This is a genomic window from uncultured Alsobacter sp. (assembly GCF_945952055.1).
Lineage (GTDB): Bacteria > Pseudomonadota > Alphaproteobacteria > Rhizobiales > Beijerinckiaceae > Alsobacter.
In genome coordinates this window covers 37,993-61,486 of record NZ_CAMFHB010000033.1, presented here as the reverse complement: position 1 = coordinate 61,486, position 23,494 = coordinate 37,993, and the positions used below count along the sequence as shown (strand labels likewise).

18 protein-coding genes and 1 tRNA gene are annotated in these 23,494 nt (G+C 68.6%); 9 read left to right on the top strand and 10 right to left on the bottom strand.

Annotated features, from left to right (window positions below):
• Positions 1-4 precede the first annotated feature (4 nt).
• Complete coding sequence (locus Q0Q47_RS21385; protein ID WP_293864520.1) at positions 5-1,558, bottom strand: flagellar hook-length control protein FliK; 1,554 nt, start codon at positions 1,556-1,558, stop codon at positions 5-7.
• Between the two features lie 273 nt (positions 1,559-1,831).
• Here Q0Q47_RS21385 and mnmA point away from each other — a divergent pair, with 273 nt between their 5' ends.
• From mnmA to Q0Q47_RS21370, 3 genes are all read left to right on the top strand, one after another.
• Positions 1,832-3,031 carry a tRNA 2-thiouridine(34) synthase MnmA gene (gene mnmA / locus Q0Q47_RS21380; RefSeq protein WP_293864517.1) on the top strand — a complete coding sequence of 400 codons (1,200 nt, stop codon included), beginning with the start codon at positions 1,832-1,834 and terminating at the stop codon, positions 3,029-3,031.
• Between the two features lie 8 nt (positions 3,032-3,039).
• On the top strand, positions 3,040-3,675 hold the full coding sequence (locus tag Q0Q47_RS21375; protein WP_293864514.1) for a class I SAM-dependent methyltransferase: 636 nt from the start codon (positions 3,040-3,042) through the stop codon (positions 3,673-3,675).
• Positions 3,676-3,792: 117 nt separating this feature from the next.
• Complete coding sequence (locus tag Q0Q47_RS21370) at positions 3,793-5,103, top strand: adenylate/guanylate cyclase domain-containing protein (RefSeq protein WP_293864511.1); 1,311 nt, start codon at positions 3,793-3,795, stop codon at positions 5,101-5,103.
• A 301-nt stretch (positions 5,104-5,404) separates the two neighbouring features.
• Here Q0Q47_RS21370 and Q0Q47_RS21365 read toward each other — a convergent pair whose 3' ends face one another.
• Positions 5,405-6,253: an MBL fold metallo-hydrolase gene (locus Q0Q47_RS21365; RefSeq protein WP_293864508.1), complete on the bottom strand. Its 849-nt coding sequence runs from the start codon at positions 6,251-6,253 to the stop codon at positions 5,405-5,407.
• On the bottom strand, positions 6,250-6,978 hold the full coding sequence (locus tag Q0Q47_RS21360; protein WP_293864505.1) for a DNA-3-methyladenine glycosylase I: 729 nt from the start codon (positions 6,976-6,978) through the stop codon (positions 6,250-6,252). Before Q0Q47_RS21360 ends, Q0Q47_RS21365 begins: the two co-directional genes overlap by 4 nt.
• Before the next feature lie 165 nt (positions 6,979-7,143).
• Here Q0Q47_RS21360 and Q0Q47_RS21355 point away from each other — a divergent pair.
• From Q0Q47_RS21355 to Q0Q47_RS21335, 5 genes are all read left to right on the top strand, one after another.
• Positions 7,144-7,220: transfer RNA gene (locus Q0Q47_RS21355), tRNA-Met, on the top strand.
• 337 nt (positions 7,221-7,557) lie between these two features.
• On the top strand, positions 7,558-7,872 hold the full coding sequence (locus tag Q0Q47_RS21350; RefSeq protein ID WP_293864502.1) for a hypothetical protein: 315 nt from the start codon (positions 7,558-7,560) through the stop codon (positions 7,870-7,872).
• 40 nt (positions 7,873-7,912) lie between these two features.
• Positions 7,913-8,461: an HD domain-containing protein gene (locus tag Q0Q47_RS21345; protein WP_293864499.1), complete on the top strand. Its 549-nt coding sequence runs from the start codon at positions 7,913-7,915 to the stop codon at positions 8,459-8,461.
• A 364-nt stretch (positions 8,462-8,825) separates the two neighbouring features.
• The gene (locus tag Q0Q47_RS21340) at positions 8,826-9,749 is read left to right on the top strand and encodes a B12-binding domain-containing protein (RefSeq protein ID WP_293864496.1); all 924 of its coding nucleotides are present in this window, start codon (positions 8,826-8,828) and stop codon (positions 9,747-9,749) included.
• Between the two features lie 387 nt (positions 9,750-10,136).
• The gene (locus tag Q0Q47_RS21335) at positions 10,137-10,355 is read left to right on the top strand and encodes a hypothetical protein (RefSeq protein WP_293864493.1); all 219 of its coding nucleotides are present in this window, start codon (positions 10,137-10,139) and stop codon (positions 10,353-10,355) included.
• Between the two features lie 33 nt (positions 10,356-10,388).
• On the opposite strand, the gene Q0Q47_RS21330 is transcribed toward Q0Q47_RS21335, so the two are convergent.
• Complete coding sequence (locus tag Q0Q47_RS21330; protein WP_293864490.1) at positions 10,389-11,291, bottom strand: LysR family transcriptional regulator; 903 nt, start codon at positions 11,289-11,291, stop codon at positions 10,389-10,391.
• Between the two features lie 156 nt (positions 11,292-11,447).
• Between Q0Q47_RS21330 and Q0Q47_RS21325 the strand changes: the two genes are divergently transcribed.
• The gene (locus tag Q0Q47_RS21325) at positions 11,448-12,326 is read left to right on the top strand and encodes an alpha/beta hydrolase (RefSeq protein WP_293864565.1); all 879 of its coding nucleotides are present in this window, start codon (positions 11,448-11,450) and stop codon (positions 12,324-12,326) included.
• Positions 12,327-12,340: 14 nt separating this feature from the next.
• Here the strand turns inward: Q0Q47_RS21325 and Q0Q47_RS21320 are convergent, their stop codons facing one another.
• From Q0Q47_RS21320 to Q0Q47_RS21295, 6 genes are all read right to left on the bottom strand, one after another.
• On the bottom strand, positions 12,341-15,325 hold the full coding sequence (locus Q0Q47_RS21320; protein WP_293864487.1) for a tetratricopeptide repeat protein: 2,985 nt from the start codon (positions 15,323-15,325) through the stop codon (positions 12,341-12,343).
• A gap of 189 nt (positions 15,326-15,514) precedes the next feature.
• Positions 15,515-16,099 carry a hypothetical protein gene (locus Q0Q47_RS21315; protein ID WP_293864484.1) on the bottom strand — a complete coding sequence of 195 codons (585 nt, stop codon included), beginning with the start codon at positions 16,097-16,099 and terminating at the stop codon, positions 15,515-15,517.
• Positions 16,096-17,691, bottom strand: a complete 1,596-nt coding sequence (locus tag Q0Q47_RS21310) for a hypothetical protein (protein ID WP_293864481.1) — start codon at positions 17,689-17,691, stop codon at positions 16,096-16,098. The genes Q0Q47_RS21315 and Q0Q47_RS21310 overlap by 4 nt, the downstream gene beginning before the upstream one ends.
• 11 nt (positions 17,692-17,702) lie before the next feature.
• Positions 17,703-21,308 carry a S8 family serine peptidase gene (locus Q0Q47_RS21305; protein ID WP_293864478.1) on the bottom strand — a complete coding sequence of 1,202 codons (3,606 nt, stop codon included), beginning with the start codon at positions 21,306-21,308 and terminating at the stop codon, positions 17,703-17,705.
• 35 nt (positions 21,309-21,343) lie between these two features.
• On the bottom strand, positions 21,344-22,144 hold the full coding sequence (locus Q0Q47_RS21300; RefSeq protein ID WP_293864475.1) for a hypothetical protein: 801 nt from the start codon (positions 22,142-22,144) through the stop codon (positions 21,344-21,346).
• A gap of 103 nt (positions 22,145-22,247) precedes the next feature.
• Positions 22,248-23,342 (bottom strand): patatin-like phospholipase family protein, encoded by a 1,095-nt coding sequence (locus Q0Q47_RS21295; protein WP_293864472.1) that lies wholly within the window; start codon positions 23,340-23,342, stop codon positions 22,248-22,250.
• Positions 23,343-23,494 lie beyond the last annotated feature (152 nt).

The window sequence follows — 23,494 nt, the reverse complement described above, 5'->3', positions numbered from 1 at the left end:
CTCCTCAGATCCGGATGTCGAGGCCGCCGTTCGGCGAGCCCCAGGACCGCAGCGCGGCGGCGATGTCGCGTGCGGCTGTCTCGTTGGTGTCGGGGCCGTTGAGCCCGGTGTCGCGCCGGCCGGCCTCGTCCTGCTGCTGCCGTCCGCCCTGCGAGCGATCGCTGCCGAGCGAGAACTGCAGCCCGTCGTTCCCGGTGTTGAGGCCCGCCTGTTCGAAGGCGCGCTCCAGCGTGCGGGCATCGCGTTGTAGCAGCGCCAGGGTTTCCACCCGGTCTACCGTGAGGTGGGCTTTGACTCCACCGTCCCCCGCGATGTCGAGCCGCACGTCTATACGCCCGAGATCGTCCGGATCGAGCCGGATCTCGAAGCGCTGCAGCCCATCCATGGCGCGCAGGCCGATCTCGATCGGCAGCATGGCCATGGTGGTGGGCGCCGTGGTGGGCACGGGCGTCTGCGCCGGCGTGGCCGTGGGGGTGGCCTGGGCGGTCGCGGTGCGCAGGTCGGTCGGCGGCGAGGGCATCGGCGTGGCGGGCGAGGACCCGTCGCCGGACAGGTTGGTGACGCTGATGCGGATGTCCTCGGCCTTGGCGGCCGGCGCACCTTCGGCGGCGTGGGCCTTGCCGGCCGTCTCCGCCTTTTCGGTCTTCATCTCCTGTGCCGCCTCGCGCACCGCGGCGCCGGGCGCGGCCGCGGGGGCCTGGGGCGCCTGGGGAGCGGCGGGCGTGGGCTTGGCGCCGTCTGCCGCCCGGGGTTCGCCCTTCTCCTTCCCGGCCTCCGCGAGCGCCTTCAGGGCCTCCGCCGTGGGCTTGGCCGCCGGCTTTTCGCCCTGGGCCGTTGCCGCGGCCTCGCCGTCCGGCGTCGTGGCTTCGGCCTCGCCCTTGGCGGGTTCCGGAGCGCCCGGGGCCGCCGCGGCCACGGCCTTGCGACCGCGCGGCAGGTCGCCGCCCACCGCGCCGACGCCCGCCTGGGCGGCCTCGGCCTGCGCGGGAGCGGGGTCGGCCGGCGGCAGGAAGGCGGGCTGGCCGGGTAGGGAGGCGGCGGTCGGCTGCTCGGCCGCCGCCTCGGGCTGTGCCGTGGCGTCGGCCGGAGCCGTGGGAGCCGCCTCGGGCAGCGTGTCGGCCAGGGCCAGCAGAGCGGCCTTGCCGGCCTCCACCGCCTTGTCGTCGTCGTCGCCGTCGGCCTCGCCCTGCCCCTCGTCGGCGGCGTCCTTACTCGTGTCGGCGTCGTGTCCGTCGGCAGCCTTGGCGGCCTTCTGCGGCGGCTCGTCCTGGCGGGGGGCCTGCGCCGAGGCGGCGGGCGGATCGTCGTCGCGGGCCTCCGTCCGCCGGTCGTCGTCGCGGTCGCGCGGGGCGGTCCGCTCCGCCTTCGGGGGCGTCGAGGAGGAGGCGGTGGAGGGCGTGCGGGCCTGCGCCGGGCGTTCCGCCCGGGCCGGGGAGGGAGCCGGGGCCTGGCTCTCCAGGTGCTCGGAGAAGGCGGAGCGCGGACGCGCCGCGCTGTCGCTGCGGGATGCCGCGGGACGGGATGCCTGGAGGGGGGACGCGACTGACGACGACTGCATGGACCTCGACCTCGACCGTTCACCCGCCGCCATGGCGACGGGATCCGACCAGGACGGGAGCAAGCCGCAGGCCAGTCGCGGCTTCGGTGAAAACTCAGCGATTCCAGAGCTTTGACAAGTCGAACGATTCCGCTCGCCCGGCACGATTCGACCCCGCCCGGCAGTTTTTGCCCGCTCGCGAGGGCCGCCCGGGTTGGACGATGGCCCTGTTTCCACTACATACAGGCAGCCCCGGGCCGATGCCCGGCCGCCTGCGGAGCACGCCGGAGCGCCATGCCGAACAGCCTCGACCTTCCCGGACGCCCTGAGGACACGCGTGTCGTCGTCGCCATGTCGGGCGGCGTGGACTCGTCGGTCGTCGCCGCGTTGCTGAAGCGCCAGGGCTACGACGTGGTGGGCGTGACGCTGCAGCTCTACGACCATGGCGATGCGGTGCATCGCGCGGGCGCGTGCTGCGCCGGCCAGGACATCCACGATGCCCGCCGCGTCGCCGCGACGCTCGGCATTCCCCATTACGTGCTCGACTACGAGAGCCGCTTCCGCCACGCGGTGATCGATAGCTTCGTCGACAGCTATCTCTCGGGCGAGACGCCCGTGCCCTGCATCGAGTGCAACAAGCAGATCAAGTTTCGCGACCTGCTGCAGACCGCCCGCGACCTCGGCGCTAAGGCGCTCGCCACCGGCCACTACGTCGCGAGCCGCGCCACGCCGGAGGGCGGGCGGGCCCTGTACCGCGCCGCCGACCCCGGCCGCGACCAGAGCTATTTCCTCTACGCGACAACGCCCGAGCAGCTCTCCTTGCTGCGCTTCCCGCTCGGAGAGATGCCCAAGCCCGCGGTGCGGGACCTCGCCCGCGAGTTCGGCCTCTCGGTGGCCGACAAGCACGACAGCCAGGACATCTGCTTCGTGCCGCAGGGCCGCTACACAGACGTGATCGAGCGGCTGAAGCCCGAGGCCGCCGAGCCCGGCGACATCGTGCACACGGACGGGCGCTATCTCGGCCGTCACACCGGCGTGGTGCGCTACACCGTGGGCCAGCGCCGTGGCCTCGGCGTGTCCACCGGCGAGCCGCTCTACGTGGTGCGCATCGACGCCGCCCGCCGCCAGGTGGTGGTGGGCCCGCGCGAGGCGCTGGCCACCCAGCGCGTGCACCTGCGCGACGTGAACTGGATCGGCGACGGGGCCCTGTCGGATCTGGCGGGCGACCGCGAGGTGGCGGTGCGCGTGCGGTCCACCCGCCCGCCCCAGGCCGCGCTCCTGCGCGTCGTCGGCGGCGAGGTGGAGGTGGAACTGGCGGAGGGCGAATACGGCGTCTCCCCCGGCCAGGCCTGCGTGATCTACGACGATGCCTCCGACCGTGCCCGCGTGCTCGGTGGCGGCGTGATCCGCTCCACGCTGCGCCCGAGCCTGCCCGCCAGCGAGCAGGCCGAGAGCCTGAAGCAGGACAACGCGCCGCGCGCGGCGAGCGCCTGAGCCCGGCCGTGGCCGCCCTCGACAACGCCGCCGTCGCCTCCGCCTATGCCCGCTGGGCGCCGGTCTACGACCTCGTCTTCACCGCCACCATGGCGCCGGGCCGCCGCGCGGCCGTGGCCGCGGCCGAGGCCGCCGGCACCCACATCCTCGACGTGGGCGTCGGCACCGGGCTCGAGCTGCCGATGTTCTCGCCGCGCTCGCGCGTGGTCGGCGTCGACCTCTCCGAGGCCATGCTGCGGCGCGCCCGCGAGCGCGTGCAGCGCGACGGGCTCTCCCAGGTCGAGGGCCTGAGCGTGATGGATGCCACGCGCCTCGCCTTTCCCGACGCCGCCTTCGACGTGGCGGTGGCGCCCTACGTGATGTCCGTGGTGCCCGACCCGCACGGCACGCTCGACGAGATCGCCCGCGTCGTGCGCCCCGGCGGCAGCATCGTCCTCGTCAACCACGTGGGCGCGGACGCCGGCCCCATGGCCGCTCTCGAAGCCTGGCTCGGCCGCCACGGCAGCAAGCTCGGCTGGCGCCCGGAATTTCCGTGGGACATCATCGGCGGCTGGATCGACAAGACCCCCCGCGCCACCCTGGCGGAACGCCGCCGGCTGGCCCCGCTCGGGCTCTTCACGCTGGCGGTGATCAAGCTGGGGTGAGCGGGCGGCAGGCGGGCCTGCTTCTCTCTCCGGCACGGCCGCTCCCTCGTCGCCGTCATGCCCGGGCCTGGCCCGGCGGGGACGGAGAGGGGGGAGGTTGAAAGGACCATCGAACCCATGACCCCCGATCAGGAAACCGCCCTGCGCGACTGGCTCCTCCGCAAGGGCCTTTACGGCCTGTCCGAGGAGATGCTGCTGCAGGGCTTCGCGACGCGCTGCGTCGAGGCGGGTCTCGCGCTCTCCCGCACGCTGGTGCTCATCGACACACTGCACCCTGTGCTGGAGGGCCGCGCCTATGCCTGGCGCGACGAGGGCGACCCTGTGCGCGTGTCCGAATATGGCCGCACGGCCGAGCGCGAGGGCGGGCACGAGGCCTGGGAGCAGAGCCCGTTCAACGTTCTTATGCAGCGCGGCGGCGGCGTGTGGCGCCTGCGCATCGGGGCGGGGGAGGGCCACGAGTTCCCGATGGTGGCCGAGCTCGCCGGCCAGGGCCATACCGACTACATCGCCGTGGTCCACCGCTATGCCGACGACGCGGTGATGGGCGAGATGGAGAGCCTGTTCTCCCACTTCGTGTCCCGCCGTCCCGGTGGCTTCACCGACGCCGAGGAAGCGGCCCTGCATCGCCTGGTACCGGCGCTGCTGCTCGCCATGAAGAGCGCCGCGCTCGCCCGCGTGCCGCGCACGCTGGCCTCGGTGTATCTGGGGCGCGACCCGGCCGAGCGCGTCCTGGCCGGGCGCATCGAGCGCGGCGTGGCGGACCGGATCCCCGCCGTGCTCTGGTTCTCGGACCTGCGCGCCTATTCCACCCTGTCGGACACGGCCGGGCCCGGCGAGATCCTGCCGCTGCTCAACGACTATGCCGAGGCCACGGTGGGCGTGATCCACGCCCAGGGGGGCGACGTGCTGAAGCTCATCGGCGACGGCGTGCTCGCCATGTTTCCCGTGCCGGATGCGGGCGACGGTGCCGGCCCGGCCTGGGGCCCGGCCGCGCGCGCCGCGCTCGGCGCCGTGTCGCGCCTGCGCCGGCGCCTGCGGGCGCTCAACGCCGAACGCTCCGCCGCCGGCCGGCCCGTGACCACGGCCTATGTGGCCTTGCACGCGGGCGAGGTGTTCTACGGCAACATCGGCAGCCGTGACCGGCTCGATTTCACCGTCATCGGCCCGGCCGTGAACGAGGTGGCCCGCATCGCCGGCCTGTGCCGCTCCGTGGACCGCGACCTCCTGCTCTCGGCCGCCATCCACGACGCCCTCGACCCCGCGATCCGCGACGACCTCGTCAGCGTCGGTCGCTACGCGCTGCGCGGCATGGGCGAAGCCCAGCACCTCTTCACGCCCGACCCTGGCATCGCGCGCGACGAGGCGAGGAAGCTCGCCTGGTGGCGCAAGCTCGGCGTGGACGGCGAGGCGGTGGAAGAGGGCGGGTGAAGGGGCGGCGCGGGCTGCGACAAGCTCGACATTCGGCTTCGACGGCGCCGCGGCGCCACCTGCTCGAGGCGCGCAAGTCGATCGGGCGAAGGGCCAGAGCGCAGGCGCCGCGTGCGCCAACAGCTCTCCGCCATTCTGCCCGGGCTCGTCTTCACGCCGGAGGCATCCCTGACGGCCGTTCGGGGACATCCCTGACACTTTCGCGGTGGAGCCGCTGGAGGTGCGCGTGGGCCGGCAGGAGCTTCGGGTGTCTGATCGATGGCGCGAGCTCATGGACCCGCGAGGGCCCCGCTGCGTCCGTTCACACCTCCAGGGTCAGCAGGTCGCGTCCCATCACGATCCGGCCCGTAAATACCCGGGCCACGTCGGCCTCGATCTCCGTGAGCAGGGTGTCGTCCGGGCGCGGGCGGTGATGGGTGAGCACGAGCGTCTTCACCCCGGCCCGCGCCGCGACGCGGCCGACCGTGTCGGCGCAGGCGATGATGTGGGTGGCGAGGCGCCGGGCGTCGTCGCCGCGGATTTCCGAGCGGGCCAGGAAGCAGGGAATGACCAGCATGTCCGCGCCCGCCGCCAGCCGCTCGAGGCCCGGGCAATCCACCGTGTCGCCGGAGATCGCCACGGTCTTTCCGTCCGCCTCGACCCGGTATCCGAGGCAGGTCCAGCGGCGCAGGAACGCCTCCGGCAGGCCGAGGCCGTCCCCGTGGCGGACGATCTCGGCCGTCACCGTCAGGCGTTCCGTGGACAGCACCGGCCCCGCCACGATGTCGTTCACCTCAACCGGGGCCCAGCCGCCGGAGGAGGGCTCGGCCAGTGTGCGCCAGGCGATGTCGCGGTCGTAGACCTGGGTCGTCAGCGCATCGACGATCTGCCGTGTGCCCGGCGGCCCCCAGATGGTGAGCGGCGCCGTGCGGCCGGCCATCCAGGTGTTGAGCATGACGTCGAAGAGATCGCCGATGTGATCGAAATGGTGGTGTGTGACGAACACCCGCGCCAGGCTCGCCAGCGGTATGCCGGCCCGCACGAGCTGCACCATGACGCCGCGCCCCGCATCGAACAGCAGCGGCTCGCCACCGGCCTCCACCAGCGTCGTCGTGGCCATGCGCGCGGGATCCGGCCGCGGCCCGCCGGTGCCGAGCAGGGTGACCTTCACGCCTCGTCCTCCTGCGTGTCGTGCGGGGCCCTGTTCTCCCCGATCGACAACGCGCAGATGCGCGACAGGTGCGTGCGCGGCAGCCCGGTGTCCTGCGCCCAGGCATTGAACTGCGCCTGGATGCGCGCGAAATCCCCCTTCGAGGTCGGCTGCTCGGCGATCTTCACCCCCGCGTCGCGCAGGCAGGCCACCACGTCGCGCGACAGCGCGAACCCGTCATAGCCGAGGAAGCGCAGCAGCATCTGCCCGGTCATGCCGCCGAGCCGGCTGCCGCGCCGGGTGAGCAGCGCGAGCAGCCCCACCTGGTCGTCCGCCGGCCAGCCGGCGAGGAACCGCCCAAAGCTGCCGTGCTCGCGCGCCACGTCCATGACGAAGCCGGCATTGGCCTTCACCGAGAGGATCTTGGCCGCGTGGCGGACGATGCGCGTGTCGCGCATGCGATCCTCCCAGAACTCGTCCGGCTGGAACAGGAGCGCGCCGGGCACGAACCCCTCGAACGCCGCCTCGAACCCCGCCCACTTGGCCTCGATGACCCGCCACGCGAACCCCGAGCAGAACACCCGCTTCGCCATCTCCGCCAGCACGCGGTCGTCGGAAACCTCCGCCAGCGCCGCAGCCGGCTTCACTGCCGGCAGTAACGCCGCCAGCGCCTCCGCCCCGCCCTTGCGCCGCTCGGCCCGGGCGCGGATCGCGGCGAAGGAGTGTGCCCCAGGGGCTTTGGCCATGGCGGATGCTCCGGCGCCGGCGATGAGAACAAAGCAGGACCGCACCATGCCACCGCCAAGCCCGCGCGACAACACCCGCCCCCGCCCCGCCTGCGTCCTTGACAGCGGCTGAACCCCCGCCCTATATCCCTCTCGCCTTGCGGGAGCCGACCCCCCGCAGCCTGGGGCGGAGTAGCTCAGTTGGTCAGAGCAGAGGAATCATAATCCTTGTGTCGGGGGTTCAAATCCCTCCTCCGCTACCACTCCCCAAGTCAAATTGCCCGCTGAAATGCCTTCGGAAGGCCGCGCAACCTTGCCGCGAACCGGGCTCATGCGCCCCCGGTCGTTCCGGCGGCCGCCCGTTCCGGAGCGCCGATCCCGCGCTGATCGAGGGGAGCGGTGACGCTCGCCCGACGGACTCGGTGTCACGCGCGGGCCACCGCAGCGCGTACCGATGGAGAGCCGCTGGAGCTCGCCCACCCTTTGCCCCGCAGGAACCGCGCACGGCGCAACCGACGGTTCTCCCATGACAGGTTCTGACACCCGGGCCGGGCAGGCTCAGGGTGTCAGGGGACGGCAGCGCAGGGAGGCGCATCGATCGTGGACCAAGACCAGGACGAGGACGACGACCGGCTGCAGCAAGATGAGGACGTCCGGTCGGCGATCGCGATCACGCGGATGGTGGACGATCTCGAGAAGGCCCATCCGCGGCGGACCCGCCGCATCGAGACCCAGTTGCTCTGGATCCTGGCGCGCCGGGCGGGCTATTCCGGCTACGGCCCGGAGCTCCTGCAGGTGGTGCGCAGTGCCATTCAGCAGGGAGAGGACGACCGGCGGGAGGAGGAGGCGAGGGCAGCCGAAGCGGCCGATCCCGCCATGCCGCGCCCGACGACGGACTGTGTCGGCCATGCCTGATCGGCCGGTCCGCCCATGCCATCGATGAAGGAGAAAACACATGACCGAATGGACGCAGGTTCTCGCGGCGGCGGACGCCGCGGCCCGCTGGCATGTCGCCGACCGGCGCAAGGGCCAGGCGAAGGAGCCCTACATCAACCACCTCATCGAGGTGGCTCACCTCGTGGGCCAGGCCACGGCCGGTGGCGATCCCGCGCTGGTCTCCGCGGCCTTCCTGCACGATGCCATCGAGGACCAGGGCGTGCCGGCGCAGGAGATCGCGCGCCTGTTCGGCGCGGACGTCGCCGCGCTGGTCGTCGAGGTGACCGACGACAAGAGCCTCGAGAAGGCCGAGCGCAAGCGGCTGCAGGTCCTGAACGCGCCGAAGAAGTCGGCCCGCGCCGCTCTGCTGAAGCTCGCCGACAAGACCAGCAACCTGCGCGCGGTCGCCGCGAGCCCCGCCGAAGGCTGGCCCGCGGAACGCCGCCTCGCCTACGTGGCCTGGGCCCGCGAGGTGGTGGCCGGGCTGAAGCACGACAATGCCTGGCTCGCGGCCGAGTTCGTCCACGCTGCCGATGCGGCCGAGGCAAAGATCCGGGCCGAGGCGTGACCGCCGGCACCGAATGAACGCCGCGACGGAGGACCCTCGCACGGGCCGCACCTTCGCTGTCTCTGCGGACCCGCGATCGACGATGCGCCCGGCCCCACCGTCGCGTTCTCGCCGCGCGGCACGAGATTGACCCGTCACCAAACGCTTCGGCGTCGCGCCCTCGTGCCGCGCCGACGCAGGGGCGCCCCACGAGCGCGCCGCCCCCCCTGAATCCACCGCAAGCTGAGCGGCGGAAAGACCAAGGATCATGGGGCTGGGCCGGCGCTGGCCGGCTGCATCGTCGCAGGGGCCGTTGTTGCCTTGCCTCTCGCTTCGATGGGCCTACGATGGTCCAGCAGAGAAGGCGCTTGGGGGAGGGCCTGCGGTGAACGATGGCGACGGCTTTGGCCGCAGCACAGGCGCGGTTCCGTGGCCGGGCAGCATCGTCGCCCCGCCCTTCGTCGCGGCCGAGATCCTCGATCAGGCGAAGTTGCCGCAGGCGCGCAGGAAGCTCTCGGCCATCGTGCACACCGAGATCCTGCCGCGCCTGATGCAGTTGCACGTCACCGGCGCCATCGGCGAGGGGGCGGACTTTCGGGGGCCGACCCAGCCCGAGATCGCGCGGCTGGCGGCGCTGGTGCTCGATCCGGACGTGCAGGTCTCCACCGATTTCGTGAGCGTGCTCAAGAACCGGGGCCTGTCCTGCGACGAGCTGTTCCTCAAGCTGCTGGAGCCGGCGGCGCGCTGCCTGGGAACCATGTGGGACAACGACGCCTGCAGCTTCGTCGACGTGATGCTCGGCGTCGGGCGCCTGCAGCAGTTCCTGTCGGTCTTCAACGAGTCGTTCACGGTGCCCGCCTTCAGCGAGAAGCGGCGGGTCTGCATGGTGTCGATCGCCGAGGAGCAGCACTCGTTCGGCGTCGCGATGGTGGAGACGTTCCTGCGCGCCGGCGGGTGGGACGTCCGCTCCGAGCGCGGCACCACGCTGCAGCAGGTGGCGCCCCTCATGCGGGCGGAGTGGTTCGCCGTCGTGGGCCTCACCGCGAGTTCCGACGGGCAGCTCGCCTCGCTCACGGCCACCATCCGCCAGATCAGGGAGCACTCCCGCAACCCCGCGCTCGGCATCATGGTGGGCGGGCCGCCCTTCACCCACCGTCCCGAGCTGGCGGCCCAGGTGGGCGCGGACGCGTCGGCCGCCAATGCCACGGCGGCCGTGCTGCTCGCTCAGCGCCTGTTCGACGCGGGCGCCATGTCGAACTGGCACGATTCATTTCCCGGCGCCGACCAGGGACACACGCGCCGGCGGTGACTGAGCGGCGGGGAGCGCCACGGGGCCTGGGCCAGAGCGCCCTCCCGCGCGCCCTCCTGCGCCCCTTGGGGGCGCCGAAGTCGCGAGGCCGTTCCGTTCCCCTTTGAGCCTTCACCCCAAAGGCGCATTCACGCTCCCCATGTTGCGCGCTTGACGTGTGGGCACCGCCTGAGCGCATGATTGCGCCGGAGCGGCAGCATGAGGACGATGGTGATGCGTTGGACGGTCCTGCGGAGCGATCGAAACGTCGTGCGTAGCCTCGCCGTGGCGGGCCTGCTCGCAATTTCCCTGGCGGGGTGTCAGACCCCGGAACAGTCGATGATGAGCGCGCAGGACCTGTGCGTGGATTCCGGCTACCGGCCAGGCACGCGCACGTACAACCGGTGTGTGCAAGGGGCTTATGCCGAGAACCGGCGGGATGCCCAGGCCGCCAGCAATGCCGTGGCGGCCGGCGCGGTGGCGGGCCTGGTCGGCGGGGCGGTGGTCGCCGCCAGCACGGCGCCCGTCTACGGCCCCGGCTACTACGGCTATTACGGCCCGCGCCCCTACGGCTACTACTACGGCCGCGGCTACTATGCGCCGGGCTACTACTACCGGGGCTGGTGAGCCCCTCCTCGGGCACGGCGTGAGGCGCGCGCGTCAGGCGCGCTCTTCCCAGTAGGCGGGGTCGCCGAAGGCGGTGCGCAGGTGCGCCACCAGGGCCTTGATCTTGCCTGAGGTCGCCCTGTCGCGCGGGTGGGCGACGAAGAGTTCCGCGCCCTGCGGGGCAAGCCCCACGTCGACCATGGCGAGGCGTCCGGCGCGCAGGTCCTCGTCCACGATGAAGCGCGCCAGCAGCGCGATCCCCAGCCCCGCCAGCGCCGCGCTGCGCATCATCATGCCGTTGTTCAGGCGCAGGGCGGAGCCCGGCCGGATCACCAGCGTGCCGTCCGGCCCCTCGAAGCGCCAGTCGGACTCGCGCCGGCTGTAGAGGATCGCCCGGTGCCCCGCCAGGTCCTCGGTGCGCGCGATGGGCGCGGCCCCGGCCAGATAGGCGGGCGAGGCCACGAGCAGGCGCGTGCTCGCCGCCAGGCGATGCGCCATGAGGTGCGTGTCCAGCACCGGACCGTGCCGGATCACCGCGTCGAATCCGTCGGCCGCGGGATCGACGAAGCGGTCGTCGAGCTCGAGCGAGAGTTCGATCCGGGGATGGAGAGCCAGAAAGGCGAACAGCGGCCCTGCCAGATGCAGCGTGCCGAAGCTCACCGGGGCGGACAGGCGCAGCGGGCCGGCCAGCTCGCTGCCGCGCTGGGCCAGCTCGGCCACCGCATCCTCGGCCTCGGCGATGAGGCGCCGGGCGCGGACGAGGAAGGTTCGGCCGTTCTCGGTCAGCGTGGAGCGACGGGTGGTGCGCTGCAGCAGCTGGGCGCCCAGCACGTGCTCCAGCTCGGCCAGGCGCTCGCTTACCACCGACTTGGCGAGCCCGAGGCGCTGGGCCGCCGCCGTGATCGATCCCGCCTCGGCCACGCTGACGAAGGCGGAGACGCCATCGAGCTTCAGCATCGTTCGCCCTTTCCGAACACCCGAAACGCCGGACGGCGGCTACTGCCGACGATGGCGGAGAGGCACCTTGCTGTCGAGCGTCCCCTCGATCCCCCGGAGCCCCCCATGCACACCCTGATGACGTTGACCGCCGTGGCCTTGGCCGTCACGGCGATGATGCCGTTATCGGCCACGGCGCAGCCCGCGCCGTTCCCGGCCGACTTCACCACGCGCGAGATCGCCACCAACGGCACCACGCTGCACGTGCGCCTGGGAGGGCAGGGGCCCGCCGTGGTCCTGCTGCACGGCTATGGCGAGACGGGAGACATGTGGGGCCCACTCGCCGCCGACCTGGCGCGAGACCACCGCGTCATCGTGCCCGACCTGCGCGGCATGGGCCTGTCCGCCAAGCCCTCGGGCGGCTACGACAAGAAGACCCAGGGCCAGGACATCGCCGGCGTGCTGAGCGCGCTCGGTGTGGATCGCGTCGACCTCGTCGCGCACGACATCGGCAACATGGTCGGCTATGCCTTCGCCGCGCAGCACCGCGGCGCCGTGGGGCGCTTCGTGCTCATCGACGCGCCGCTGCCCGGCGTGGGACCCTGGGAGGAGATCCTCAAGAACCCGCTGCTGTGGCACTTCCGCTTCGGCGGGCCTGACATGGAGAGGCTCGTGGCCAGGCGCGAGCGCATCTACCTCGACCGCTTCTGGAACGAGTTCTCCGCCAACCCCGCCCGCTTCTCCGAAGCCTCGCGCGCCCACTATGCCGCGCTTTACGCCCAGCCGGGCGCCATGCATGCGGGCTTCGCCCAGTTCGCCGCCTTCGACCAGGACGCCCTCGACAACAAGGCCTTCGTCGCCGCGGGCAAGCTCGACATGCCCGTGCTGGCGCTGGGCGGGGAGAAGTCCTTCGGCCTCGCCATGGCCGAGGTCATGGCGTTCGCGGCCACCCGCGTGAAGGGCGACGTCGTGCCGGATGCGGGCCACTGGATCATGGAGGAGAATCCGAAGGCCACGATCGCGCTGGTCGGCGCCTTCCTGCGCGCGAGCCCGTGAGGGGGAAGACGGCTCTATAAATGCGCCAACCGCACTCGGATCTCGGCGGACGCAATCTTGGCGCCAGCGAAATCATACAGCTTGATCGCTTTTCCAAACGCCTTCCGGGCTGCAGCCCGGCGCCGATTTTCGTGGGCGATCTCAGCGAGGCCGACGTAACAGTCCGCTTGCCCGATCAGGTCGTCTGCGGTCCGGTAGAGCTTCTGCGCCAGCTCGTACATTTTCGCGACTGCACTGTTAGCTTTCGATTGGGCCCGAGCCGCGCGCGCCAGCCGAACATGGCATGACGCCTCACCTGACAAAGCGTTCAGACCGCGGAAGATGTCCTTAGCTTTTTCCAAGCAAGTCTTCGCCTCTGAGAAATTGCGCCGCTCAAGATGGGTAGCACCCAACCCCTCGAGGCAGAGGGCCACGCCCATCAGGTCTCCTGCGGCTTGATGCATTGTAAGCGATCGGTTGAACTGTCGCTCAGCCTTTTCCGGATCGCTGCGCCCGAGAAAGATGTATCCCTCTCCCGTGATACAATTCGCCTGGCCGCGGGGGTCGCCTGCATTCTTGAAAAGAGCCATAGCTGATTGATAGTGCTTCCTAGACTCGTCGTACCTGCGCCTTTCCAAGCTAAGTTCTGCCAGCCTAGCCGCGCAATTCGCGGCGCCGAGGTTATGCTCCAGTTTCAAATAACGTCTCTGGGCAAGTTTGAAGTGAGCCCGCGCATGTACGTGATCGCCTCGCGCGAAGGCAATGTCGCCAAAGAATTTGATACAATTAGCTACACCTCTCTGTATTTTTGCCTTCTGATAAAGAGATTTAGCTCGTTCATAACAAAGAAGTGCTTGGTCAAATTCGCTACGCGCGAAGTGAATCTCACCGAAGCGCACGAAACTATCTGCCTCCCCTTTGTGATCGCGGGCAATGCGTGAAAGGATGATCGCCTGCTCGTGGCTTTTGTGAGCCGCAGCGTGTTTGGTGCGGGCAAGGAGTACATCGCCCTTGGCTCGGAGGCACAGGGCCTCGCCCCTCACATCGTCTGCTTTTCTGCACGCTCGGGCGAGTTCCTTGAACACTTGAGTTGGTAGGGACCCGATGTAGGTGAGCAGTCGGAAGCCTTCAACTGCTGCCATCGCTTCGACCCTGTGCCCTTGAGAGATGCAATCGCGCAGCGATGCCTCAAGGTTCGAAAACTCCGGAACAAGCCGCTTCATGGCGGCAGCACCCTTTGGACTTCCGATGGCCTCTCCCAGCGCCTCGAGCAGTCGAAGGAAATGAGAACGCCAACGACCTCGGTCCTCTGGGGAGGGCGCCACGTTTCGTGATGCATACTCGCGAATGGCAGGGAGTAGATCGATACGATCCACATGCTGGACAGCAAGACCGAAGCGCAAAAGAGTTTCCTGTGCTTGAGAGGCTTCTTCTCTCGAGCCAATGAGCTTATCCCGATCGACAGACTTCAGCCCAGCTGGCGAAATCCCAAGTAGGGCGAACAACCGTTTTGCAGCCGAAGTCAAATCGCTTGAATTAATTGCCAACGCAATTGACAGGGGAAGCGAGTTTGAGGCCCCTGAAGGCTGATTTCCACGAGCTTCATTTTCTTCGTCGATGCCTAGCCACTCGCTCCAGCGCTCTCGAAGGGATGCTAGGCGATAGGAGCGCAACGCTACAAGCATGATCGACAATGGATTACCACCAACCTTCTTCAAAAGAGGCGTCAAGTCAGGGTCTCGTTCGAATAGTGTCTGGGCAGTCTTTTGGAACAGATTCCGTGACGCCTGAGGGCTTAGGTCATCCACCTCATGGATCATGCTCCACGCTACGCTACCAACCGTTCGACATCCACTCATGGACACAATCGTTGATAGTGCGGGAACGCGAGATAACTTCGCCAAAGACGTCTCTGTCAGTGCGCGTTCACGAAGTGGCGCCCAACAAGTTTCCAAATTGTCGAGAACCAGCAATCCTGGCGCCTTCCCGAGGAAGGTAAGCGTCGCGTCGAATCCCAGTCTCGGATCAATTCCAACCGTCCTTGCAATTTCATCCTGGAAACGAGCGTTGGTGGATGTGCGTTCGAGCTCGACGAACCAACGTCTGCCTCCATATTGGCGGATCATTTTTCTTTGACTCCCAACTGCGCAGGAAAGGGCGCTCTTTCCAATCCCTTGCGGCCCTGTAATAAGAATCGAGGCGCCTTTGCCAGCAATTGCCTGAGACAATATTGTACTGCTGATCTGTGCTACGTCGTTATCGCGACCGACAAAATGAACTGGCGGTCCAGGAAACACTCGCGACGAATAAGTTGAAATCAGTCGATTTGAGTATTCGATCTCGATCGTTGTGTGCTTATTCAGCTCGTCTATAAGTGTTTCCAGTGAAAATCGAAATCGATTTTGCGAGCCAATCAACGAAACAGACGTCAGTATCGATAAAATTTGATCGGGCGACAAGTTCGCAGGAGGCATCCAGATGGGAGATAGATCGCGCTCTATAGTAGTACGATCTATAACTTCAACGTTTAGTGATTTTAAAACATATATAGATGCATCGGGGTGAAATTTTTTCAGTATTTCATCGATTTTTTTGAGTATTCGCTTTTGTGATTCGTTCAGTCGTGCAAGAAGATCATTCCGGTCATTTGACGTAGAAGCTCGCCTTGCACACTCCCTGAGATTAATTGCAGAATTTGACGGAACGCCGATGATCAAAGAGATCCGATCGTGAGGTGTAAAGATTTTTCTTTGAATCTGCTCCCAAAAAGAACAGAATAAATCTTTAAATTCGGGGGAATTGAAAGAGATGTTTATTCTAACCTGGATGAAAATTTTTGAGCCATTGCCGCAGACGACAAGAATGTCATCCACCGGCTCAAGGGTTTCTAAGTGGATCTCAACAATTCGGTCGTGTTCAGGACGAGGTCGAGGATCTAGCATTCGACCCAAGTACAAGGCGGCAATTGTGTTTTGATAGTGCACGCCTGCGTTTGCAGCCGGACCGCCTGGTTCAACCATTTTGTCGTTCCATACTTTGATGCAATCACACGGTGGGGGCGTTCGTTAGTGTAGCTTTGCTGCTGAAGCAGATTCAGTGGTCAGTGGACGCAGTTATTCGAGCGCTATCTCTAGAAAAAAGAGATTCAATTGGATCTGGAGAATGTAGAGGTTTTCCTCTCATCCACATTTTGATTGCCCCCCCCACGGTCACATCACGTCGAAGTACAGGAACGTGTCGCTCGCCTCGCCATCCTTCCGCTGGATGTGCCAGGCGAAGTCGCAGCGTTCCGCCAGCGCGGTCAGCGTCTCGCGCGCGTCGTCGAGGTCGTCGTCGTCGAGTTGCCAGAGGGACACCACGAGGGCGGCCACGCGCTCGTCGGCTTCGTCGGCGCGCAGGTACTTGGCGGCCTGGCGGGCGGCATTCATGGAGGCCGTCCAGCGGGCTTCGGTGACGGCGAGGGGGACCGACTGCTTGAACTCGAGGGCGTAGGTCTTGCGCTCGGCATAGATCCACAGGTCGCAACGGCCGGCGGCGTTCATGCGCCGGTCGGCCTTGTGGCCCTTCCACACGATGAACTCGGCCAGCGCCAGATACCCGGCCTGCGTCGCGGCGGACGCGAGCAGGCTCACGCTCGCCGTCTCGTTGTAGGAGAACGGATCGTCGTAGAGCTCCCTGTCGAACTTGCCGACCAGCCGGGCCGCCTTCTCCAGCCACGGCTGCCAGTCGAGGAACTCGCTGGTGCGCCTGTCGCCGTGCAGGAACGCCAGCCGCGAGCCGCGCATGGCGGTCACGCCAGGTGGATCTCGACCCATCTTTCGACCCTGCCCTGGGCGGCCTTGCTGGGCCGCAGGTCACGGATGGAGCCGGACGGCACGGCGAAGGGCGGCTTGCCGCTTTCCAGCCACGCATCGTCGGCCCGGATCACGCGGCCGCTGCAGGCCCGCGCCAGGGCGTCGAGAATGGGTCCGTAGGGCATCTCCTTCCAGCCGACATTCGCGGCATCGGTGGCCTTCACGGGCACGAAGGCCGAGAGGTCGGGATGCGTCATCAGATCCAGACCCTTGGCCCTCAGGGTGGCGTTGTGGCTGCCGTGGTGGCCCACCTTGAGATAGACGGTGCGCGCCATCAGGTCGGCGGCGCGGACGGTCTTTCCATCGACGGTCCAGGAGCGGTCCTGCCAGCTCAGCCAGTTGCCCACCTGGGCGTCCGCCGCGAACAGGGCGACGCGGCCGGTGTCCACGAACTCGAAGGCGAGCACGAGGCTGGTGTTGTTGGTGCGCTGGTCGAGCTGCATGGCGAGGTCGGCGGAAAGGCCCAGCCAGTCCGCGTCGATGCGCCGCCACGCCTGGTCGATCTCATTGCGGTCGACGCCGTTTCGCCTGGGCTGTCCGGTCGGCGTCAGGGCGGGCGGCGCAGGCAGGTCGCCGAAGTAGCGGGCCTGCGCGAACTCGGCGAGCGCCGCTTTCACCGGCCGCTTCGGGTCCGGCTCCTTGGCGCCGCCGAGCAGCGAGAAGCTGGTGCCGACATCCGCCTCGAACGGGCAGCCCTCGTCCAGGGCGGAGCCGCCGAGCGCCGCGGCCATGCCGCCGGCCAGCGCCAGGCTCAATGCCGAACCGCCGCTTCCGGATCCGAGATACATTTCGCTCGCGCGTTCCGTCACGCCCAGCAGGGCTTTGTCGCGGGGCGGCCCGAGCACGTAGACCCGCACGCCGTCGACACCGGGCAAGGGCAGGGGGCCTGCGCCCGGCTCGAAGTAGCGCACGGGCCCCTTCGTGAGCTTGATGGCGGCATCGCGCGCGGCGCGCACCTTGTCGCCCTTGGCCCCCATCGAGAAGTTGAGCACGTGCTCGACCGCGGCGCCGAGAGCGCCGAAGCTCCGCTCGCCCAGGCCTGCCTCGGCGAGGCGGGAGACCGCCCCGTTGAGGGCCGCCATCGCGTGGGTCTTGTAGCGGTCGAGCTCCCGCGCCTGGGGGTCCTCCGGGTTCTCCGTCCAGGCGAGCCAGACCTCCCCCACCTGCAGCGGCGAAAACACCTCCTTCGCGCTCAGGAAGGCGGAGACGTGGTCGGTGTGCTCATGGGTGACGACGAGCACGTCGATGACGCCCCTGGTCAGCGCCATGATGTCCGTCGCCACCCCCTTCATGAAGTCGCCCCCGCCCGACACGGCGCTGTGCACGCCGCAGTCGATGAGGATCCAGAAGGTCGTCCCGTCGCGTCTGGGAAAGCCCAGGAGATGGCAGTCGCCGATGCCCTGGCAGTAGTGGCGCACGATCAGGCGTGCGCCGCTTCCGGCGTCGGGCCTGCTGCGCCCGGAGGTCCTGCCGCCGGCGCCGGTTGCCTTGGTCTTGGTCTTCGTTTTCGTCTTCGTCGTCGCTTTGGCCACCGTAGCCTCCCTCAATCCCTGGCATGGAGCCTGGCGAACGGTTCGCCGGACGTGGCGCCGAAATAGAGTTCGCGCAGCGGAGAGCAGAGATGTCCCTGTGCCGCCATGCGCTGGCGGGCCAGTCTCGTCTCGCTGCCGATGTTCTTGACGATGCAGTAGCGGATGTTGCGGCGGTCGGTCTCCGACGAGCCCGTGCGCGCATCGATGATGAGCGTCGCGCCGCCGCGAAACCAGAACCACGCGCCGTCGGGCTGGTCGGGGTCCACCGGCACGGGCTTGCGCTGCATGATGGTGGCGATGACCTCAGGCCGGAACTGGCCGTCGGGGCCGATGCGGTTGGCCAGCCTCACGCTCGACACCTCGAACGTCGTGCCGTTGCCCTCCACGGCCTTCTCGAGCTTGCCGTCGGCGTCGTAGCGGTCCACGCCGGGCGCCAGGCCGAAATGGTAGCAAAGGCTGGGATCGGCCTCGAACTCCTTCTTCAGCGCCATCCACAAGGACCACTTGTTCGCCTTCTCCGCAGCGAACATGGCGGAGCGGTCCAGCACGTGGCCCCACGGCAGCGCCAGCTTGTCCAGCACGCGCGGCAGCCAGGGCGGTTGCGGGTCGCGCAGCGTGCCCCAGGCGAGCGTCTCCTGGGACATGGTCTTGACCCCGCGGGGCAGGATGTCGAGCTCGCGGAACGCCTCGATGAAGGCAAGCCGATAGTGGAAGCGGTCATCGCTCACGAGGTCGATGTCCGCCGTGACGATGGCCCGCAGATACTCCCCGAAGGTGATGTCCACGGAGGGGCAGTAGTCGAGGGCGCGGATGCAGATCCGCAGCACGTGGTTGGCCGCCTTGCAGGTCTCGTCCGTCAGGCGGTTGACGAGGTCGGGATGCAGCGCGCCCGCGGGCAGGATGCCGGTGCCGTTGGTCGCGATCCGCACGAGGTCGGCGGTGCGCCGGTCCACGATCTTCAGGAACGCCCGGAAAACGGCGAGCACCAGGATCGCGCCCCGGTCGTGCACCTCGAAGGTCGTCGCATAGTCGAGGGCCGCGATCTCCTGGCCCAGATAGTCGCGCAGCGCCCGTCCGCGCCCCGTCGCTTCGCCGAACTGGCGGGCCAGTCCGCCCAGCAGCGTCGCCGCGTCCAGCCGTCCCCCGGCGCTGGCCAGCTCGTGGCGCACCAGCTCGCGAATGGCGAAGCGCTGGAACAGCGCCACGATGTCGGCGAAGCCCTCGTGGAAGGCCGGCACGTCGGGGTTGGAGACCTCCTGCAGCCGCCGGTACATGCCGTCGAGCAACGCGTGCGTCATCTCGTGGGCGACGATGTCGCTCGACAGGCACGAGAAGACCATGGTGCCGGCGGTGGTTACGGAGCCGCGGGCCGAGGCCGCGGGGAAGTAGCCGAAGAGCACCGCCACCTTGGCGGGGCTGTAGTAGGCGTTGTCGGTGCGCAGCGCGTGCGGATAGAGCCGCAGGCGAGGCACCTCGTAGCGCTCGAGCTTGGTCGTGCCGTCGGGTTTCGTCATCGGGGCGTAGCGGGGCGCCCACAAGGCCTTGCGCCCGAGCGCCTCCTCGAACCGTTCGATCGTCCGCATCGCCACCGCGTAGACCATCTGCTGATGGAACTTCGGATTGCCCTCCGACGGGGGCAGGCCATCCTGCGCGAGCAGCAGCGGATCGTTCAGGTCGACGGGCGTGTAGATCCTGTCCGAGGCGGGATCCACGTCGACCACCTCCAGATACTCGCCGACCGGGCCGGGCGCGAGATCATTCTCCCAGCGCACCGCGAGCGTCGTCTCGTTCACGTCCACCGACGACAGGGCCTTGCCGATGCTGGGATCGAGGGCGAAGACGCGCAGGCGCCGGCGGGGCGGCGGCATCTGCTTCATCTCGCGCTCGATGACCGGAACCGGCTTCGCCGCCGCCGCGGCGCCGGCCTGCTTGCGTGCCAGCGCCTCCTCCAGAACCGTCTTCAGCGGCGCCGACGGCTGCCCCTCGTCCAGCGCCCACTCGAGATAGCGGCGTCGCGCCGCTCCCGATCCGGTCTCCGCGTCTCCTGCGGCGATGGCCGCCAGGTCGGGAACGGTATGGCGCTGGCCCATCTGCGTCAGTTCGAGCTTCAGCATCGCGAGGCGCGCGGGGCTCGCGGCCACGGCGGGCCCGTCCGCGCCGAGCACGAGGTCGAGCCAGCCCCAGCTTTCCCGGGCCACCGGTGAGGCCGCGAGGCTCGCGGCATTCGCCGGCTTCTGCGCCAGGGCGGCGTCGGCGCGCAGGACGCCCTGTCCGATCTTGGCGAGCGTTTCCTGCGCATCCATGCGGGCAGTCGATTTCGAGGCCGCGGCGAACAGCGCGCGTCGGATCGCTTCCACGCGCATCCAGGGCTTCGGATACTTCATCACCGCGTCGCGGTTCAGCGCGAGCCACAAGGCGGCCGCGGCGGCGATCTGCGGCGTGGCCGACGACGTGCCCGCGCCATCCATGCCCACCACTTTCCCGCAGTCGATCACGGCCCAGGGCACGTTGGGCGTGAACGCTCCCAGCGCCGTGGCCATCTTGTGGTCGGGACCGTAGTTGCCCTGCATCGTGCCGAAGGCGAGCCCGGCATAGGCGCGGCCATCGGCCATCAGGCCGCAGGCGGCGAGCACCCGGTCGAAGCGTGCCGGAAAGACGATCGACTTGGGCGAGGGCAGCCCCGCATAGTTGTTGCCGGCCGCCGTCACCATGAAGAGGCCGGCCTCGTAGGCGGCGTTGACGGCGTCGGCCAGGGCGACCGATGTCAGCCCGCCCATGCTCATGGTCAGGATGTCCGCCTTGCATGCGATGGCGTGCTGGATGCCCTGCACCATCGTTCCCGTCGTGAAGCGCACCACCCAGTCGGCGATGCGGATCGGGATCACCTGGGCGTAGGGCGCCGCTCCGATGAAGTCCTTGTATCCCGGCCAACTGGGCGACGTGCCGTCCAGTCGGTTGCCGGCGAGCAGGGCCAGCGTCGCCGTCCCATGGCCCCGGTTGCTCATCGCACTCTGGCCCGCAGGAACGTGGTCCACGGCCGAGTTGGGGTTGGGATCGCCCTTCACGAAGGTCTTCTGGCGCTTCCTGTCCAGCCCGAGGGGCATGGTGACGTGCTCGGGGTCGTAGCCGGTGTCCAGATGCGCGATCGTGACCCTGCGCAGCGCCTCCTCGAGCTTCGGGCCGAAGGTCTCGCGGGCCTTGGCGAACTCCGAGAACGCATCGGTGGCCTGCCACGCGAGGCCCGGTCCCTTGGCCTTGCCGCCCGAGCCGTCCTGGTCGGTGAAGACGCAGCGATCGCCCCCCGCCGCCACACCCATGCCGCCTCCGGGCTTGGGCGCCCAATCCCAGCTCTGCTCGATGTCGGGTTCGGCCGCCTCGACCGACAGGCCGGGCGCCAGGGCGGTTCCGGGCGTCACGAGCGCATGCGCCGCGTCCCAGGGCGTGCCGGCCGCGGGCGCATCGACGCGGTACCACGCGGTGGGGGCGGCCTTGGCGACCGAGAGACCCGGTCGGCTGCCGAGGTCGAGCACGAGTTCGGGGTTCATTCCCTGGGCCGAGAAGGCCTTCATGGCCGGCCCCTGGGTCCCCCGCATCTTAACGAGCATGCGCCTTGTCATGTGCTGTCCCTCCGCATGTTCTGTGTTGCGTGCGGTCAGATGGTCTTCACGAAGTCGACGACGGCCCGCTCGGCGAAGCAGCCCTCGAAGATGAGTTCGTCGAAAGCGGCGGTCTTCTCGTTGTCCGTGCGCTGGCCCGAGACGGAGATCCGGTAGGCGACGCCGGAGACCAGCGTCCGTCCGCCATAGGAGGGAAGTCTCATCGGGTCGGCACGAAACAGCCCCAGAAGCCTTTCCAGGAAGCCTCTTTGGCCAACCAGCCCCGCCATCACCGGGAGCGATCCGGCCGGCTTCTGAGGGTCCAGCCGGGCGATGTTCACCGCGACCTGTCCGACGACGGTCCTGGGCACGATCCGGACGGAGATCCACGCCTCGTCCTGGTTGGGCTGGGCAACCGGCTCCGACGCGGCCAGCGGTGGCCTGAAGCCGAGCTTTCGCAGGAGTTCGTTGATCGCGGTGCTTCCGCCCGCCAGGATGAACGCCGACAGCCAGCGCGAGAGCTCGTTGCTCTCGGCGGTCGGCTGGAACAGGTTCATGATGCTGGCGAAGATGTCGTAGTGGAACGCCGACGCGACCATGTAGCCGGCCAGCACCATGACGATGGATTTTACCGCACGGCCGTTCAGGAACTCCCGGTAGACGCGCCACTGAAACAGCGTGGTCAGGCCCGACTCCAGCACGGTGGACACCACGAAGAGACCCGCCAGCTGGCCGGCCAGCGCCGATGGCTGGGGAACGGCTGGCAGCGTCCCCTCCGCTCCCAGGGCGGGGCCTGCGAAAAGCCCCGCCAGGATGATGCCGAGGGCTGGATGTCCGGGGCGCCACGATCCGATCATGGGACGTGTCCTTCGCCACTGCGGCGGCCGCGTCCGGCGGTCCGCCATGTCGGCCCGGAATGACGGCGCGGCAAGACGCGGGCCTGCGTCCGGCGCGCGGGGGTCACAGCGGATGCTTCGGCTCCGGCCACGTGGTCGGGGCGGGCTCGCCGGGCAGCATGAAACTGCGAACGGCCAGGTCCATCGCCAGCCAACCCCAGTTGATCAACTGACCCTGCTCCTTGTCGGTGAAGGGGTTGAGCCTCGTGCGCAGGCGCGCCAGCTCATGCGTGACGGCGGCGGAGGCCGTGAGCGTCCGCTTGGCCGAGAGCTGGTCTACGGACCCGTCGATCCCGGCATAGATGGGCAGCCGGTCCTTGCCGCAGTCCTTGAAGAGGAGGCGCTTGCGCAACGCGCGCGCCTGGTCCGTCGCGATGTCCAGCACCCTCATCGCCTGCTTGGGCCAGAAGCCGGTGGCACTTTCCTCCGTCCCGAAGGGCGCCCCGGCATCGCTGACGATCACCGGGTTGAAGTCGTCGACGGTCTCCAGGCCGAGATTGTCGTAGGCGCCTCCATCGGTCAGCGAGAGCTGCGCCGAATAGGCCGGATCGCCGGCATGGATGGCGCCCTGGAAGGGCTTCCAGCCGGCGGGATCGAGGTCGATCGTCACCGGCGACAGGACCGGGGGGAATGCGCTCGACGCGGCAACCGCCACGGCGATCCGCAGGTCGGGCGCCGCGATCTCGCCGATCGTCCATTCGCGGATGCCGACCTTGGCGATGCGCACGAGCCGCCCCGTCTGCAGGTTCGTGGCGTTGAAGACGAATTGCGGTGTGTCGGGAAGATCGCCCAGCCGACGACCTTGGAACATGTCGTCGTAAAAGTCGGCCACGACGTCGCCGATCGTCTTGCCGGGATGGACGCTCCCCCATAGCACGGCGCGTTCGTCGATGTCGCGCCGGCAGAAATCCCGCAACGGCGCGATGACCTCCTGGTCGAGATTGACGAAGCGGCCGTCGGCCAGCGTCAGCCGTGGCCATGCGCAGGCCAGCATGCCTGCCGCGATCGAGCCGCCCGACACACTCGAAAACCGGGCGATGCGGGGCAGGACGCGCAGCTCGTTGAGCCGCTTGAGCGCACCGCAATGATACAAGGTCGCGCGGAACCCGCCCCCGGACAGGGCCAAAGCGGGCTGATTGCGGTCCAGGCTGTCGGGCACTGCATTCCCCCCCATGTCTTGTCGACGGCTTCGCTGGTCTTGTGGCGGTTCGTCGAATTCGGTGATCGACTGCGCAAGATCTGCATACACAGAGCAACGAAAGTCATGCGGCGCGCGAAACCGCGCAACCCGTGACTCGAACACTGGCGATG

Bases quoted from the DNA above. Each gene is read 5' to 3' on its own strand.
- Q0Q47_RS21385 (WP_293864520.1), bottom strand. From the start codon at position 1,558: ATGCAGTCGTCGTCAGTCGCGTCCCCCCTCCAGGCATCCCGTCCCGCG.
- mnmA (WP_293864517.1), top strand. From the start codon at position 1,832: ATGCCGAACAGCCTCGACCTTCCCGGACGCCCTGAGGACACGCGTGTC.
- Q0Q47_RS21370 (WP_293864511.1), top strand. From the start codon at position 3,793: ATGACCCCCGATCAGGAAACCGCCCTGCGCGACTGGCTCCTCCGCAAG.
- Q0Q47_RS21360 (WP_293864505.1), bottom strand. From the start codon at position 6,978: ATGGCCAAAGCCCCTGGGGCACACTCCTTCGCCGCGATCCGCGCCCGG.
- Q0Q47_RS21345 (WP_293864499.1), top strand. From the start codon at position 7,913: ATGACCGAATGGACGCAGGTTCTCGCGGCGGCGGACGCCGCGGCCCGC.
- Q0Q47_RS21330 (WP_293864490.1), bottom strand. From the start codon at position 11,291: ATGCTGAAGCTCGATGGCGTCTCCGCCTTCGTCAGCGTGGCCGAGGCG.
- Q0Q47_RS21325 (WP_293864565.1), top strand. From the start codon at position 11,448: ATGCCGTTATCGGCCACGGCGCAGCCCGCGCCGTTCCCGGCCGACTTC.
- Q0Q47_RS21320 (WP_293864487.1), bottom strand. From the start codon at position 15,325: ATGGTTGAACCAGGCGGTCCGGCTGCAAACGCAGGCGTGCACTATCAA.
- Q0Q47_RS21305 (WP_293864478.1), bottom strand. From the start codon at position 21,308: ATGACAAGGCGCATGCTCGTTAAGATGCGGGGGACCCAGGGGCCGGCC.
- Q0Q47_RS21300 (WP_293864475.1), bottom strand. From the start codon at position 22,144: ATGATCGGATCGTGGCGCCCCGGACATCCAGCCCTCGGCATCATCCTG.